This window comes from Paenibacillus sp. FSL E2-0178 (assembly GCF_038593005.1).
Lineage (GTDB): Bacteria > Bacillota > Bacilli > Paenibacillales > Paenibacillaceae > Paenibacillus_AQ > Paenibacillus_AQ phytohabitans.
The window spans coordinates 1,202,318-1,218,025 of the sequence record NZ_CP151953.1 but is presented as its reverse complement, the minus strand read 5'-3'; the positions used below and the strand labels follow the sequence as shown (position 1 = coordinate 1,218,025).

14 protein-coding genes are annotated in these 15,708 nt (G+C 53.7%); 10 read left to right on the top strand and 4 right to left on the bottom strand.

The genetic code is table 11. The features are described 5' to 3' along the window. Positions 1–232 precede the first annotated feature (232 nt). A complete protein-coding gene (gene rpsD, locus MHI42_RS05455; RefSeq protein WP_039297946.1) occupies positions 233–832 on the bottom strand; it encodes a 30S ribosomal protein S4 in 600 nt (199 codons plus the stop codon). A gap of 390 nt (positions 833–1,222) precedes the next feature. Between rpsD and MHI42_RS05450 the strand changes: the two genes are divergently transcribed. From MHI42_RS05450 to MHI42_RS05430, 5 genes are all read left to right on the top strand, one after another. Beyond that, a complete protein-coding gene (locus tag MHI42_RS05450) occupies positions 1,223–3,223 on the top strand; it encodes a diguanylate cyclase (protein ID WP_342423036.1) in 2,001 nt (666 codons plus the stop codon). A gap of 159 nt (positions 3,224–3,382) precedes the next feature. Further along, positions 3,383–4,249, top strand: coding sequence for a hypothetical protein (locus tag MHI42_RS05445; RefSeq protein WP_342423035.1), 867 nt, complete (start codon positions 3,383–3,385; stop codon positions 4,247–4,249). Between the two features lie 93 nt (positions 4,250–4,342). After that, entirely contained in the window at positions 4,343–5,458 is a 1,116-nt protein-coding gene (locus MHI42_RS05440; protein ID WP_042136541.1) for an aminopeptidase, read from the top strand. Between the two features lie 138 nt (positions 5,459–5,596). Continuing rightward, positions 5,597–5,842: an HPr family phosphocarrier protein gene (locus tag MHI42_RS05435; protein WP_042136544.1), complete on the top strand. Its 246-nt coding sequence runs from the start codon at positions 5,597–5,599 to the stop codon at positions 5,840–5,842. Between the two features lie 178 nt (positions 5,843–6,020). Beyond that, positions 6,021–6,323 (top strand): YlaN family protein, encoded by a 303-nt coding sequence (locus tag MHI42_RS05430; RefSeq protein WP_039297956.1) that lies wholly within the window; start codon positions 6,021–6,023, stop codon positions 6,321–6,323. Positions 6,324–6,395: 72 nt separating this feature from the next. On the opposite strand, the gene cax is transcribed toward MHI42_RS05430, so the two are convergent. Continuing rightward, positions 6,396–7,466 (bottom strand): calcium/proton exchanger, encoded by a 1,071-nt coding sequence (cax, locus tag MHI42_RS05425; RefSeq protein WP_171716452.1) that lies wholly within the window; start codon positions 7,464–7,466, stop codon positions 6,396–6,398. Positions 7,467–7,620: 154 nt separating this feature from the next. On the opposite strand from cax, the gene MHI42_RS05420 reads away from it, so the two are divergent. Further along, complete coding sequence (locus tag MHI42_RS05420) at positions 7,621–7,986, top strand: Asp23/Gls24 family envelope stress response protein (protein ID WP_019911482.1); 366 nt, start codon at positions 7,621–7,623, stop codon at positions 7,984–7,986. A gap of 105 nt (positions 7,987–8,091) precedes the next feature. On the opposite strand, the gene ftsW is transcribed toward MHI42_RS05420, so the two are convergent. Next, positions 8,092–9,360, bottom strand: coding sequence for a putative lipid II flippase FtsW (ftsW, locus tag MHI42_RS05415; protein WP_171716451.1), 1,269 nt, complete (start codon positions 9,358–9,360; stop codon positions 8,092–8,094). After that, complete coding sequence (locus tag MHI42_RS05410) at positions 9,357–9,704, bottom strand: YugN family protein (RefSeq protein WP_042136549.1); 348 nt, start codon at positions 9,702–9,704, stop codon at positions 9,357–9,359. Before MHI42_RS05410 ends, ftsW begins: the two co-directional genes overlap by 4 nt. Positions 9,705–9,943: 239 nt before the next feature. Here MHI42_RS05410 and MHI42_RS05405 point away from each other — a divergent pair, with 239 nt between their 5' ends. From MHI42_RS05405 to MHI42_RS05390, 4 genes are all read left to right on the top strand, one after another. Then, a complete protein-coding gene (locus MHI42_RS05405) occupies positions 9,944–11,116 on the top strand; it encodes an amidohydrolase (RefSeq protein ID WP_342423034.1) in 1,173 nt (390 codons plus the stop codon). An 80-nt stretch (positions 11,117–11,196) separates the two neighbouring features. Continuing rightward, the gene (locus MHI42_RS05400) at positions 11,197–11,628 is read left to right on the top strand and encodes a CBS domain-containing protein (protein ID WP_342423033.1); all 432 of its coding nucleotides are present in this window, start codon (positions 11,197–11,199) and stop codon (positions 11,626–11,628) included. Between the two features lie 173 nt (positions 11,629–11,801). Continuing rightward, positions 11,802–13,514, top strand: a complete 1,713-nt coding sequence (locus MHI42_RS05395) for a DNA repair helicase XPB (RefSeq protein ID WP_342423032.1) — start codon at positions 11,802–11,804, stop codon at positions 13,512–13,514. Beyond that, the gene (locus tag MHI42_RS05390; RefSeq protein ID WP_342423031.1) at positions 13,511–15,685 is read left to right on the top strand and encodes a helicase-associated domain-containing protein; all 2,175 of its coding nucleotides are present in this window, start codon (positions 13,511–13,513) and stop codon (positions 15,683–15,685) included. Before MHI42_RS05395 ends, MHI42_RS05390 begins: the two co-directional genes overlap by 4 nt. Positions 15,686–15,708: the final 23 nt, after the last annotated feature.

The following is a 15,708-nucleotide window of genomic DNA, read 5'->3' as shown; positions in this document are numbered from 1 at the left end:
CCTTTTAACGGAACTATTATAGCACAATTTGGCGATTTTGAATGCGCTTCTGCCGCAGGGGATTTACTCTGGCGCTGCTTTTGCCAAAGATTCTGAGTACGGAATAGTCCTAAGCGTTGTTTCCGGGAGCAAACTATAGGAGTGCTGGCATGCGGAAAGGGGGTATAGAACAAAAAAAAGCTCCCGGATAAAGTATCCGGGAGCTTTGATCAGATTCGCTGGAAGCAGAATCTTAACGGTTGTAGAATTCGACGATTTGTTTCTCATCGATATCTTGGGACAGCTCGGCACGTTCTGGCAAACGAATGTATTTGCCTTCGAATGAACCATCAGCATATTCCAAGTAGCCTGGAAGGTGGGAGCGGTTGTCAAGAGCTTCTTTGATAGAACCCATAGCGCGGCTTCTTTCGCGAAGTCCGATAACGTCGCCCACGCTTACGCGGTAAGAAGCGATGTCGACTTTTTTGCCGTTAACGGTTACGTGGCCGTGGGATACCAGCTGACGTGCGCCTGCACGGGAGTTAGCAAATCCAAGACGGTAAACCAGGTTGTCCAGGCGGCTTTCGAGCAGGAACATGAAGTTTTCGCCCGCGATACCCTGGAGCTTTTGTGCTTTGGTGAAAAGAGTTTTAAACTGCTTTTCGCCCAAGCCGTACATGTGACGCAGTTTTTGTTTTTCCAAAAGCTGCATTCCGTAGTTACTTACTTTTCTGCGTTGGTTAGCGCCGTGCTGTCCTGGTGGGAAAGGGCGTTTCAGGTCTTTGCCTGTACCGCTTAGGGAAATGCCCAGACGGCGGCTGAGTTTGAATTTAGGTCCGGTGTAACGTGCCATTATAGTAGACTCCTTTTAATTTGCAAATGTATTGTAGGGCCTATTTGCGCCGCAAATCGTATCCGTGAAAGCGTTAGATGGTTTCACACTGCCGAGGGAAGTTCAGCCGCTGCCCTGGCAGTAACGAAATGCGTAGAGGGTGACACAACGTTACGCCCATTAAGACTTGTTACAGTCTTGTTCAACAATAAATATTATATGAAAATGACAGTCAAAGTCAAGCGCAACTTAAAAGAGTTTTTGTCTATCTTTGTCGTTAGTTCTTTGGTCCTAAAAAAAATCCCGGTTTTGAGGAAAATATAATGCAATACCTAAGAAAAGGGAGTAAAATATAGCTAATTAGATGTTATCGGGAATATTTGATATCAAATAGCAAAGGGGATCCTCTTTATGTCGGAGCAGGAAGCATACGACCGCAAGGGCAGTCGTATGCTGTTACAGGACACCAAGCAATCAGGCGGAGATTATGAAGATCCCGCTGCTTGGCTGAGGGAGACGGACATAGTGTCCCATGATTTTCCTTATGCAGCCAACCTGATTGCCGAGAGTTTCAATGAATGGCTGGGACAGGCCGTACCGTCCTTCGCCAAGACCTGGAACTGGTGTGTACTGAACTATGAAGCGGAATGGATTGATCCCATATACGAATTCCGGCAGGGGCGCTGGAAGTCAGAATGGGAAGAGGCGGCGGGAGCCTGCCTGCGCTCTGGCGGGATGCATGCCATTGAGGTTCAGGAGGATGGACAGGCGCGGACATTATTAGCTATGCCGATTTTTACACGCGGACACGGGGAAATATTCGCGGTCCTCTGCTGTGAGATGCCGTCAGAGCAGTATGCCGAGGGCGGAAGACATACGGCAGAAGCGATGTCGATGCACTTTCAGACCTGCTTTTATCATAAATTTGAGCATGTATTTGTTTCGGATCTTGCAGGTGTGCACCTGCATGCTGAGCGGGAGAGCAGCCGCCGTTCACTGCTCTTTCAGATTGTCCAGCGGATGCATGACAACATTGATGTGGATGCTGTGCTTACCGAGGTGATCGACAGTATTGCGGCGATGTATCCCGGAGCGCGGCTGGACCTGTTCATGTCGCAGGACCACCGCAGTACGCATCCCCAGGTCAAACCGCTGCCGCTCCACTGGGCCATTAATGACGTCTGTGCCAGAGCCTTCAAGGATGGCCGGGTTGCGCTTCATGCCGGACGTGAGGACAGCTGTACGGTTGAGGTAGGTCTTCCGCTCGGGGGCAAGCAGGGTGTCTATGGTGTCTTTCATATGGTAATGGACAAGCCCTCCTTCCGTGAAGTAGATCTGCGTTTTCTGACCATGGTTGCGGATACGGCCGGCACAGCATTCGAGAACGCCAAGCTGTATGAACGCTCCAATCAGCTTATCCGGGAGCTGCGCATGAGTAATGAGCTTACGCAGCGCCTCAATCAGAGCCTGCGTCTTGGGGATATTTTTCAATTTGCCTTTGAGGAGCTTCTGGGGATGTTCGAGGCCGATTATTGCTGTATCCTCCATATGAATGAAGAAAGAGGCGGACTCGAAGTCATTGCCTGTAATCATCTCCCGCTGCTGGGGGAATTGGTGGAAGCCGGGCAAGGACTGGGCGGGAAGGTCTATACTTCAGGCGAGCCGCTGCTTCTATCCGACTATAAGTACGCCGCAGGAGTGACCTCTAAGCTTTTGGATGCGACCGGCTCGCAATCGCTGATCGCCACTCCGCTAAATGTAGGTGGAGAAGTCCGGGGGGCTATTATGCTTGCCCATAAGGAAGCTCACTTCTTCTCCTATGACAGCTACAGGCTGCTGCAGGCTATGGCCGGGCATATCGGGCTTGCGGTCGGCAACGCGCGGCTGCATGCTGAAGTGCGGCGCCTGGCGAACCGCGACAGCCTGACCGGACTCTTCGCCCGGCATTATCTGGATGAGGAGATCAAACAGCGGCAGTCTACGGATTTCTGCGGAACGCTGATTGTTGTTGACATCGATCAGTTCAAGGCGGTCAATGACACTTACGGCCACCAGAAGGGTGACAAGATACTGAAGCAGGTAAGTGAAATTGTGAAGTCCTCGATCCGCCAGGGGGATATCGCGGCCAGGTGGGGCGGAGAAGAGCTTGCCGTGTATCTGCCCCAGCTTGGGGTGCAGCAGGCAGTATTTGTGGCCGAGCGCATCCGCAAGCGGGTGATGGGGGAGACGGAGCCGCGTGTAACTGTGTCCTGCGGTATTGCAGAGTGGAGCTGGACAGATGAGCGGGTGAGTGTAGAATCGCTGTTCTACCGGGCAGACATGGCGCTGTATGAAGCCAAGAACAACGGCCGGAACCAGGTAGTGATTGATAACAAAATCGTTGAGAATACCGCTAAGAATCCTTGGGCCTAAGCCTCAAGGGTTCTTTTATTTAGTTGGGGCCCCCGCAAAGTACTTGGGTCATCATCGAAGCCTAAGCTCCACTTTGTGGGGGGGATTTGCGTATAAGCCTTGCAATCAGGGAGACCCTAGGAAGAATGAATGATAATCCGACCGGAGGTCTTGAATGCCATGGTGAAATTATTGCTGTCCCGCGCAGGAATCCTCTCCCTTGTCCTGCTGATCTGTTTGATTCCTGTAAGCGGCTGCGGCGTCATGAATGACAGGCCGGCTGACGAGGATCTGAGTCTCGTGCTGGCCGGGATGGACGGCAGTGACGGCGTTTCCTTCGAAGGGGCGGCAGCGCTGCTGGTCGGCGGCAAGGCGGTTCCGGAATCCTCACTCTATTATGGAGGAAAGGTGGCGGACCATAACAAGGTCAGCTTATATTCCCTGCTGCCGGACGGGAGCCAGCCGGGTACCGCCGCCGGATCAGCTCCGCATCCTCTTGAGCAGGGCTCAGGGGATGTTCCGGTCTACTACACCAGACTGGTGAAGGAAGACGGTGAATGGAAGGCGCAGCAGGCAGCGCAGCCTCTGCAGGAGAGCAATCCGCTGGAGGCGCTGAACCCGCTCCGGCAGCTGGAAGAGCTGGAGGGGCTGGAGAAGACGGTAACCGAGGAGGCGGGGAGTGCCAGGGGAACCCGCGTGCTGCGCATTGAACTGACGCCGGAGGAATCGCGCAGCCAGCTGTCGGCGGAGCTGGAACGGGAGATGCAGGCGATACGGCCGGCTTGCCAGGTTGCCGCTGGAACGGCTGCTGGGAAGCCCGCTAAGGAGCTGGAGGCACGCGCAGCATTATGGGAGCAGAAGCAGGCTGAACTGCAGCAGAGACTGAAGCAAGCCAGTATCAGGACGGTTTATTATCTCAAGGTAGATGCGAAGCGCAATCTGCCCGCGCGGCTGACCTGTAACCGGACGACAACCTCCCCCGGCCGTGCGGGAGTGGTTACTGAAGAAACCTACATTACACAGGTTGATTTCTATGGCTATCAATGAAAGCTCACATGCCGTAAGAGCTTGCGCTCTTTAGCGGGCGTGCTACAATATAACGGTATATTTATTTTCAGCATGAGGAAGGAAGAGAGAAACATGAATGATCCACGAATTCAGAAGCTTGCGGCGAACCTGGTAGGGTATTCCGTAAACGTACAACCCGGCGAGAATGTGCTCGTCGAAATGATCGGCAGTGAAAGAGATTTAATTAAAGCAGTAGTGGAAGAAGTGGGCAAAGCCGGAGGCCGTGCATTTGTACAGCTGACGGATCGTACCGTTCTGCGCAGCATGCTTAAATATGCAACACCTGAAGGCATCCAGACCTGGGCAGAGATCGATTTGAACCGGATGAAGCAGATGGACTGCTATATCGGCATCCGTGCCGGTGAGAATGTCAATGATCTGGCTGATGTGCCCGAAGAGAACATGAAGCTCTATAATTCACTCTATTCCCACCCGGTACATAGCGAACAACGCGTCAAGCATACCAAATGGGTAGTATTGCGTTACCCTAATGCCAGTATGGCGCAGCTTGCCAATACGACAACCGAGGCTTTTGAAGACTTTTACTTTGCGGTCTGCAATCTGGATTATGCCAAAATGGACAAAGCCCAGGATTCGCTGGCTGAGCTTATGCGCAGAACAGACAAGGTGCGGATTGCCGGTCCCGGAACGGAGCTTACCTTCTCCATCAAAGGCATCGGCGCAGAGAAATGCTCCGGCCAGAAGAACATTCCCGACGGTGAAGTCTACAGCGCACCGGTGCGTGACTCTGTGAACGGGACGATCAGCTACAATGCTGCGACGCTCTATAACGGCGTGACTTTTGAGAATGTGAAGTTTACGTTTGAGAACGGCAAAATCATCGAAGCCTCCAGTAATGACACGGTGCGGTTGAACGAGATACTCGATTCCGATGACGGCGCGCGCCATATCGGCGAATTCGCCATTGGCTTCAACCCGTATATTCTGCATCCGATGAAGGACATTCTGTTCGATGAGAAGATCGCAGGCAGCCTGCATTTTACACCGGGCCAGGCTTATGATGTGACTGACAACGGCAACCGTTCGTCCATTCACTGGGATCTCGTGCTCATTCAGCGTCCGGAGTACGGCGGCGGAGAGATTTACTTTGACGATGTGCTGATCCGCAAGGACGGGATTTTTGTGCTGCCGGAGCTTGAAGGTCTGAATCCCGAGAATCTGAAATAAAATGTAATACAAAGCTCTGAAATGCAAGCCTGCAAGCTTGTTTTCAAGAAACACCTTGCGTGAGTAAGCGGATTCAATGTATCATGGAATTGGTTACAAATGAACTTAAGTTTATTATCAAGTTGCGGAGGGATTCCTATGTCCAGTAACAATGCGGCAATCGTGGATATTGCACAAACAGCCAGCCAGTTTAATTCATCTATCGTTCTACAAGCGGACAACAAGTACATTGATGTTAAGAGTATCCTTGGTCTGTTCACTACTCTGGTATCCAGCCAAAGCTACGAGCTTCATGTACATGGCACAGATGCCGAGGAAGCCAAGAAAGCAATGAGCGAAGTATTTGCTAAGCACAATTTGAACTTTACAGTTGTAGCGGAGTAATCCATTATTACCGAAGACGTCCGGCCTTGCGGCAGGGCGTTTTTGCTGTGTGACCCGTAATATTTGTCCGTTCTTCACGAATCGTAAACTGAATTCTTGTATTAGGTCCTGATTTCGACTAATATTAAGTATAATAAGCAGTAGAAGCTGTAACTTTTGGACATAGGGGGGATAATGCATGACTTCATCGGATTTGCAGGAACAGCTTAATATCAAAGCAATCAATCTTCTACAAGAAGATGCCAATAAAATTGAGAAGCTTATTGAAGTGCAGATGGAGAATTTGGCGACTCGTTACTGCCCTCTCTATGAGGAAGTGCTGGATACCCAGATGTATGGTTTCTCCAGAGAGGTTGATTTTGCGGTCAGAGCCGGGCTGGTGCCTGAATTCACAGGCAAGCAGGTCCTGAGCAAGCTGGAACGCAACTTGGCTGTACTGTACGAAGCACTCAATAAGAAGGCTGAGGAGCGGGAGATGTAATTCCGGTCATTCATAAAAACGCACACGGGGACCCGGGAGGCCGCTCATGTGCGTTTTTTTTGTGCAGAGTTGTTATACCAGATAGAACGATACACCGAGAATCAGATATACCGCGAGCAGCAGCAGACCTTCGTACCAGTTGGTTGAGCCGTCCTGAATAATCGACTTGGCGATAAATACCGATACAGCAATAGCTACAATCTCGATGGTGGTGAATACGATGGACATGGTGTTGCCCATGAAGTAGCTGGCAAAGATCAGCACCGGTGCAACGAACAGGGCAATCTGCAGACTGCTTCCTACGGCAATCTCTACCGCAGCGCCGATTTTGTTCTTCATGGCCAGCATAATGGCTGCACTGTGCTCGGCGGCATTACCGATGATTGCCACCAGGAATGCACCGACGAACAGCTCACTGAAGCCGAAGCGTTCTGTCAGGGTCTCCAGGGTGCCGACCAGCCATTCGCTGACGAAAGCGACCATAACCGTAGCGATCACCAGGTAGAGGATCGAACGGTTTCTGGACCAGACCGGAGCATGCTCATTAGGCAGCTCTTCTGCACTGTCATCCGTTACATCAGCGAGATATTTCTTGTGCGTAATCATAGAGAAGACGAGCCAGGCCATGTAAGCGGCAATCAGGAGGCCGGCGACGACAAGGCTGAGTACATCTGTATCCTTCTCTGTGATAGAGTGGGTGTTGAAGAACATGGCGGGCACGAACAGGGCGATAACGGCAACAATCATCAGCGATCCGTTCAGCCCGGCGAGCGTGACATTGAAGTTCTGAACCTTGAACTTCATACCGCCGGCAAAAATACTGAGTCCCAGCACCAGCAGAAGGTTACCGATGATCGAGCCGGTGAGACTGGCTTTGACCATGTCGAAAAGTCCTTCTTTGACCAGGAAGAAGGCGATGATCAGTTCGGCAGCGTTGCCGAATGTGGCGTTAAGGAACCCTCCAAGCCGCTGACCGGCATAGTGGGCTACGCTTTCTGTCGCCCGGCCGAGGAAACCGGCCACGAAGATAACCGAGATAGCGGACAATACGAACTGCAGGGTATGGTCCCAGTCCGCATAATGTCCGATGGCGCTGAGGAGGAAGGTGATGACCAGCAGCGCCGGCGAGATCCATTTTTTCAAGGTAAAGCACACTCCAGTCTCTGTATGTAGGTTGAATTCATAATCAATATACCCAAATTGTTCCTGACTGTAAACGGGAATGCGAGAAAGTCATTTGCTTTTTAGCCTGTTTTCGAATTACAATAATTGATAATGAGTGTAGGGGGGATATGGCATGGCAGAACAACTTCAACTTGAAATGGGAAATATACGGATATCGAATGATGTTGTCTCGAAAATTGCAGGATTGGCAGCTTTGGAGACTCCCGGAATTGCAGCCATGTCTGGCGGTTTGTCTGAGGGCTGGGCGAAACGCCTGAGCGGTAAGAATGTGCAGAAGGGCGTTACTGTTGAAGTGGGCCAGCTGGAAGCGGCAGTGGATTTGCGCATTATTGTTCTCTATGAAACGCCGATTCACGAAGTGTGCCGGATGCTGCAGCAGAATGTCCGCGAGGCTGTGGAGAGCATGACAGGGCTTCATATCGTAGAGGTGAATGTTAAGGTAGAAGGCGTGGCCTTCAAGAACGATGAGATCTCGTAAGCGCTAACTGCTTAAGGAGCATGGCGGGTACACAAAAGGCAGTCCGGGGAGTTCATCCGGACTGCCTTTTGTTATACCCTATTCAACCGGTCAGGATGCAGCCTCTTAACGGGCACGCGTGCTGGCACGGCTATTCGCACGTACCTGTCTGACAGTAGTGACGGACTTGACGACTTCCTCTTTGGAGGGACGGTTGGTTTCCCTGGAGATGCTGAGCATAATCCCCATACAGAGCATGGTGACCAGCAGGGAAGAGCCGCCGTAGCTGATGAAGGGTAACGTAACTCCCGTAAGCGGAATGGTGTTGGTCACACCGCCGATATTGATAAAGGCCTGAATCGCAATCAGCCCCATCACACCTATGCCGACCAGTGTGCCGAAGGGGTCTGTACACCGCAGCGCGATCAGAATGCCTCTCCAGATGAAATACAGATAGAGCAACAGGAAGACGGAGGTTCCTACAAATCCGAGCTCTTCACCGATAATGGCAAAAATAAAATCCGTATAAGGGTACGGCAGATAGTGCAGCTTCTGGATGCTTTGGCCGAAACCGGAGCCTTGTGTCCCGCCTTCGCCTAAAGCGATCAGTGACTGCATAATGTTATAGCCGCTGCCTTCCGAGTTATTCTCGGGGTCCAGGAAGGCCTCAATCCGGCCTTGTCTGTAATCCTGATTGGCCGCTGCCTTCTCGGTCGGCGGCGACAGGGAGTCGATGGCAGTCTTGGCTCCCATGACAAGTGCGACACCCAGGACCAGCAAGCCGATTGAGCCGAGAATATGCTTCATGCTCGCACCGCCGGCATAGATAACAAGACCGCTGGTAGCCACGAGAATCATACAAGAGCCCAGATCCGGCTGCATCATGATCAGTCCGGCCACAATACCGACGATGATCATCACAGGAATGTATCCGGTGCGAAGATCCCGCAAACGTTCACCTTTTTTGGTGATGAGTGCTGACAGGTACAGAATGATAGAGATCTTGGCCAGCTCGGTAGGCTGGATGCCAAGGCCGCCGATGTTCATCCAGCTCTTGGCTCCGTTAATTCTCTCGGTGGTAGCCACGAAGAGCAGGAGCACCAGCGTGATGACGAAGATCGGAGCGTACCATTTCTTGAACTTGCTGTAATGGATATTCATCACAGTGAACATGACGAAGCTTCCCAGCACGGCCCAGACTAACTGGCGTTTCACGAAATAAAAAGCGTCATAGCTGAATTTCTCACTGGCCAGGGTTAAGCTGGAGCTCGCGCTGAAGACCATGACCAGACCGAAGCCGACGAGCAGCAGGGTAAGAATAAGCAACTGGAAATCGGGCGTTCCTCTTTTGGGCAGGCTGGCTTTGGAGGCTGTTTTTCCCTTCGCGGTACTCAAGCTTCCAGCAGCTCTTTCAATTGATGAATATGCTCTGTTGCAGTATCCAGTACCGCCTGAGGCACCTTAGATTCATACTCCAGACCGTGGGGGAAAGTGGCTTTGCCCAAGTAGACGGCTTCAATGGCCAGTATGGCATCCGCCTTTTCCAGCTTCCCTTCCACAGCGCGGGTGTTGATCCGCAGGAAGTACTCGCCGCCGTTCTGGCGGTCTTCTATCTTGCAGTCGTATGTAGCGCGGTAGTATTCCCACTGCCAGCGGATAAACCCGGCCTTGGTTGCGCTCTCGTCCAGATAAAGAAGGTCACTCTTCAATCCTTCGAGGCCCGTGTTCTCAAATATCATAGCGCACAACTCCCCTGTATGAAGTATAATGATACATTTGTAATTAAAATTTGCGATGTTCCTCCTCATGATAGTATGTTTCACGGGGTTGTGCAAGGTAGAGCGGGCCTATTGATACCCACTTTTTTGTGTTTCTGCTACAATAAAAGATATATGGCATGCTGCGGCCGGTCTTTACATAGAAGAGTCAGACTGCAGGCTTGTCCGAAGTATGCTGCCGGAGAAGGGAATGGAGAATTATGGAGAGGTTAGCGGTAGAGGAGCTGCTGCCGGAGATGGTGAAATGGCGCCGCCATTTACACCGCCATCCGGAGCTGTCTTATCAGGAGAAGGAGACATCCGCCTATGTCGGGGCAAGACTGTCCGAGCTGGGGATTGAAGTTAGAAGAAGCGGGTCCGGCTACGGACTGACAGGTATACTTACAGGGGCACTGCCGGGCAGAACAGTCGTTCTGCGCGCAGATATGGATGCCCTGGCGATTACTGAAGAAAATGGACGGGAATATGCTTCGCAGAATCCCGGGGTTATGCATGCCTGCGGACATGACGGGCATACGGCTATGCTGTTGGCTGCGGCTGCCTATTACAGCGCACGCCGTGAAGATATCCGCGGCGAGATCCGTTTCCTGTTCCAGCCGGCGGAAGAGGTCTGTCCGGGCGGAGCAATGGGGATGATCGCAGAAGGGGTGCTGGAAGGTGCAGATGCCGTCTATGGACTGCATCTGTGGACGCCGTTTCCGCTAGGAACCGTGGGCAGCGCGCCAGGCCCGCTGATGGCCTCCGCCGATGAATTTTTCATCGATATTATCGGCAAGGGCGGCCACGGCGGCATGCCGCACCGTACGGTGGACAGCATTGTGGCAGGGGCGGCTCTTGTCACCCAGCTGCAGAGCATAGTCAGTCGGACTGTAGATCCGCTGCGTCCTGCAGTGGTCAGCGTAGGGACGATACAAGGCGGATCTGCCCAGAACATTATTGCCGAGCGCTGCCGGATTACCGGGACTGTGCGCGCGTTCGATGAAGAGACGCGTTATCTGATCCGCCGCAGAATCGAGGAGATGACGGCGTCCATCGCAGCAGCGTATGGTGCAGAGGCGACTGTCGATTATCTGATGGGGTACCCGCCGCTGGTGAATGATGAAGCGGAATTTAACCGCTTTTACCGTGTCGCCCCGGAAGCACTGGGAGAAGGCGCAACTGTCATGCTGATGGAGAAAATTATGCCTGCGGAGGACTTCTCCTATTATGTTAAGGAAATCCCCGGCTGCTTCATCTTTGTGGGCGCTGGCAATCCTGCCAAGGATGCCGTCTATCCGCATCATCACAGCAAATTTGACTTTGACGAGGATGCCATGCTCTATGGGGCGAAGCTTCTGGTAGCCATGGCCGATTCCTGTCTGAATGAACAATAATGTATTTGTATAATATTTGACGCTTGAGGAAAAACTACTCACAAATGGCATGGTGACATGGCAGACAGGAGGGTTCATTCTTGAAGACAGTCAAGGAAGTAATGACCGCCAATCCGGCTTCGGTCACGCTGCTCGATAATATCTATGAGGTTGCCGTCAAAATGAGAGATTACGGGACGGGCTTCATTCCTGTAGTAGATTCGGCCGACGGGGCAACGCTGCTGGGTGTAATCACGGACCGTGATCTTGTACTCCGGGGCTATGCGGACAAGCATCCCGGCTCCACAGCCGTTGAAACCGTCATGAGCCGGAAGGTTATCTCCATTTCGGAGACGGCTTCTGTTGATGAGGCTGCGGAACTGATGGCTTCAAGGCAAATCCGCCGTATTCCGGTGACCCGTGACAAGAAGCTGATCGGAATTGTGTCGCTTGGCGACTTGGCGGTGAAAAGGATTCATGCGGATGAGGCAGCAGAGGCGTTAAGCGGTATTTCCCAGCGGCAGCTGCATTAAATAGGGTTATGGAAAGCTCATGTCCGTTACGCGGAGGTGGGCTTTTTCAAAATTGAAATTAATATGCAGAAAGCCCCACGGTGTGGGGTTATTTTGTGCTACCTGTTTAAGGGGATAATCCATTTCCTGCTGTATTAAAGCTTAAACACTGTAGATCACAAGGAGGGAATACTATGAATGCTGATGGAAAGGGTGCGTGCATTACCAGAAACGACCGGACCATTCTGCTGGAATGCGGCCATCCCGGATATGAGGAAGCCCGGGCAGTCCTGGCTGATTTTGCCGAGCTTGTCAAAAGCCCTCCGGTCTATCACACCTACCGGATAACGCCGTTGTCCCTGTGGAATGCAGCGGCTGGAGGCCAGGAGGCAGAGGCGGTTATTGCTAAGCTCCGCAGGCTGTCACGCTGGGGAATTCCCTCCGCCCTTGAGGGTGAAATCAGGCAGCTGATGGCCCGGTACGGAAGATTGCAGCTGCGCACGCATGAAACTGATCCGCTGCTCATTACGCTCTCGGCTGATCAGTCCGGACTGCTGGATGAACTGGAGGGCAGCCTGATTCTGAAAGAGCTGGGCTGGTACAGGGCAGGCTCTTTGCAGAGCCATTGTCCGAAGAGCAACAGGGGGCTGCTCAAGCAGGAATTAACAGGACTTGGTTATCCTGTACTCGATTATGCCGGTTTCCGGGACGGGCAGGAGCTGAAGCTTGCCTGGACGGAGGAAGCGGGGAAGGGGGCCGGAATTAGCGGTGAGGCTTTCGGGCTCCGGGATTACCAGAGGGATGCTGTACAGCAGTTCCAGGGGATTGGGGGCATCGGCGGCAGCGGTGTTGTTGTTCTGCCTTGCGGTGCGGGCAAAACGGTAGTAGGGATTGCAGTACTGGAGCATCTGCAGTGTGAAACGCTGATTCTTACCTCCAGCACCACCTCGGTCGAGCAGTGGCGGGGTGAGCTGCTGCAGCGGACGACCCTGAACGCGGATGAAGTCGGGGAATATTCCGGTGAGAAGCGGGAGGTACGGCCTGTCACGGTCGCCACCTATCAGATTCTGACCCACCGTACAGCCAAGGGAGGACCGTTTGTCCACATGAATCTGTTCAATGAGCGCAACTGGGGACTCATAATTTATGACGAGGTCCATCTGCTCCCGGCTCCTGTCTTCCGGGCAACGGCAGACATTCAGGCTACGCGCCGCCTGGGTCTTACAGCAACGCTGGTCCGGGAGGACGGCCGGGAAGGTGATGTGTTCTCCCTGATCGGGCCCAAATGTTACGATCTGCCCTGGAAGGTGCTGGAGAGGCAGGGATGGATTGCGGCAGTGGACTGTACGGAAGTGATAGTCCCGATGGATGAGCGGTTGCGGCAGCAATATATCTATGCCGGGGCGAAAGAACAGTTCCGCCTGGCGGCAGGCAATCAGGCTAAGGCTGCGGCCGCGGCATCGATTGCTGCGGCACATGCCGGGGCGGCGATTTTGGTGATCGGCCAGTACCTGGACCAGCTGGAGCAGCTGGCGGAGACTCTGGGCGCGCCGCTTATTACCGGCAAAACTACACAGAAGGAACGGAGCGCATTGTATGCCGCCTTCAACGAAGGGCGGCTGCCCCTGCTGGTCGTCTCGAAGGTGGCTAATTTTGCCGTCAATCTGCCGGATGCTTCGGTAGCGATTGAGGTATCCGGAGCCTTCGGCTCGCGGCAGGAGGAGGCTCAGCGGCTGGGGCGTATTTTGCGGCCTAAGCCGGGCGACAACAAGGCGTATTTCTATACGCTGGTCTCGGGGGACAGCAGGGAGCAGGAATTTGCCTTGCGGCGCAGGATGTTCTTAACCGAGCAGGGCTACGATTACGCAGTCAGAATGCTGGAATCCGCGGAGGAGGCTATTCTATGATGAGGCAGAAGCCTGATCCAGATGTGCAGAAGCTGACGCCGGAAGCGCAGGCAGTACTCCAGGCGATTTGTGCGGAACATGCAGCCAGCCCTTGTGCGGCGGATAGCATTGAACGGCTGCGGCCGGCATTCCTGTGCCGCGCTGAGCAGGAGCTGGCGCTGAACGAGCTGCTCATGGCAGGAATGCTGGAGCTGCGCCAGACAATGTGGGGAGAGAAGCTGTATCAGATCCCGCAGCAGAGGTTCCCCCGGATCGGGCGTAGCTTCTGGCCTGCCTGTCCGCAGAGTCTCGGAGAAACAGATGTACAGGCCCAGCTTGCTGCCTGCACGGGTCTGGCTGCCGAGCTGTTCCGGGGGCTGTTATTTACAGCGCGGGAGGGCTTGCCGCTGACGGCCAAGGGACTTATACACAAGAAGCAGCTCGGTCTGCTGGCAGGCCAGCTGTCGTTGCAGGAGGAGCATCTTGCTGGACTTAAGCTCAACCAGGCCAGTTCTGAGCCTTACCCGCTTCCGGTAACAGTTATCGTAGATTTAATGGCTGTTTTGGGTCTGATCAGCCGCAGCAGCAGCGGATATTTAATAGACATAACGAAGCTGCAGTGCTGGCTGGAGATGACCGAGCAGGAGATGACCGATACGCTATACCGTATTGTAATCAGCCGATACGGCTCACCGGAGCCTGCCGGACAGCATTTCAGACATCTGATCTCCACGGCGGAATTCCCCCCGGGAGAATGGTTTGCCGTGCCGCCTCTTCTGGATTGGATGATACAGAGAGGCCTTGCCAAAGAGCAGTCCGTTGCCGGGCCGGACGGTCCGGAGCTGCAAGCGTCCGCCATTGCCTGGCTCCGCTGCCTGGCAGGCTTCGGCTGGTGTGACCTGGGTTATTCAGCCAAGGGAGAGCCCTGCTTCCGGTGGAAGGCAGTGAAGCCGCAATTGGACAGAGCTTCGGCAGGTACAATAGAACCGGAGATAAGCGGAGAAGATACAGGTATTGTGAAAGCGGAGGAATCGCAACCAGATAAAGTCTTCGGCGGAACTGCTGTACCAGAAGGCTGGCCAGAACATGAGCATGATTATGAGCAGGAGCAGGAGCAGGAGCAGGAGGAGGAGCAGGAGGAGGTGCAGAAGGAGGAGATACTCTCCGGCAGCTCATTGAAGTCAGGGCAGACTGGCGCGGACTGGGGTTTGCCTGCAGAATCTGTTGTACCTGCGGCCGGCAGGTTCGTTGTCCAGCCGGATTTCGAGGTGCTGGTCCCGCCTGAAGTTCCGTATACCATCCGCTGGACCCTGGCAGGATACGCCGAGCTGCTGCATAATCAGGACCTCTGGAGCTTCCGGCTGACCCGGGAAATGCTGGAGTCCGCAGCGGAGCTGGGGTGTCCTCCAGGGAATGCCATTGCTTGGCTTACCGCGCATGCTCAGGGAGGGCTGCCGGAGCAGGTGGAGCTGTCGCTTCGGCAGTGGGCTAAGGGAATCGGGCGGACATCATTGTCCGAGGTTATTCTGCTGTCCTGTGCAGGTGAACAGGAGAGCGGAGATATTGCTGCGCATCCCCGGCTGCAGGATATTCTGACCCGGATTGGCGCGCTCCACTTCATCGTTCGCCCGGAATCTGTCGGCCAGCTGCGCAAGGAGCTGGCTGCAGCCGGGCTGGCTCCGCCAAGAATCATCGGCGGCCGGGAGGAGGCCTTGAAGCCGCACAACCCGTTCGGACCTTTTGAACGGTCCGCAGCATCACTCCGTTATGAGCTTCCTTCTCCTGCGGGGGAACGGGGACTGCTTGGTGCTGCAGCGTATCCGAAGCTCCTGCCATTGGCGGGGACAGCGCAGGATCAGGAGCTGCTTCCGGGTGAAGATGCCGTTCCACAAATGTGGTTCAACCAGTGGAGGCAATACCATATGACAACGGCGCAGAAGGTGATGGAGCAGGCGCTGGGCTGGGGAATCAAGGTTAGAATTTCCGTGCAGGGCCAAACTGCAGACTTCATTCCGGAGCAAATAAGCGGGCGCCCGTGGAGAGTACGGGGAAATCTGCTGCGTTCAGGTTCAGGGACAGTAGAGCAGATTCAGCTTGCCGCCGAAGACTGGCAGGAAATGAAGCTGCTACATCCGGTCAAACAGAGAAATTCCTCTTCTTCTGGAGCAGCCGGATATGTTATGATAAGGTAGTCTACCGTTTGCGGTAGAACATT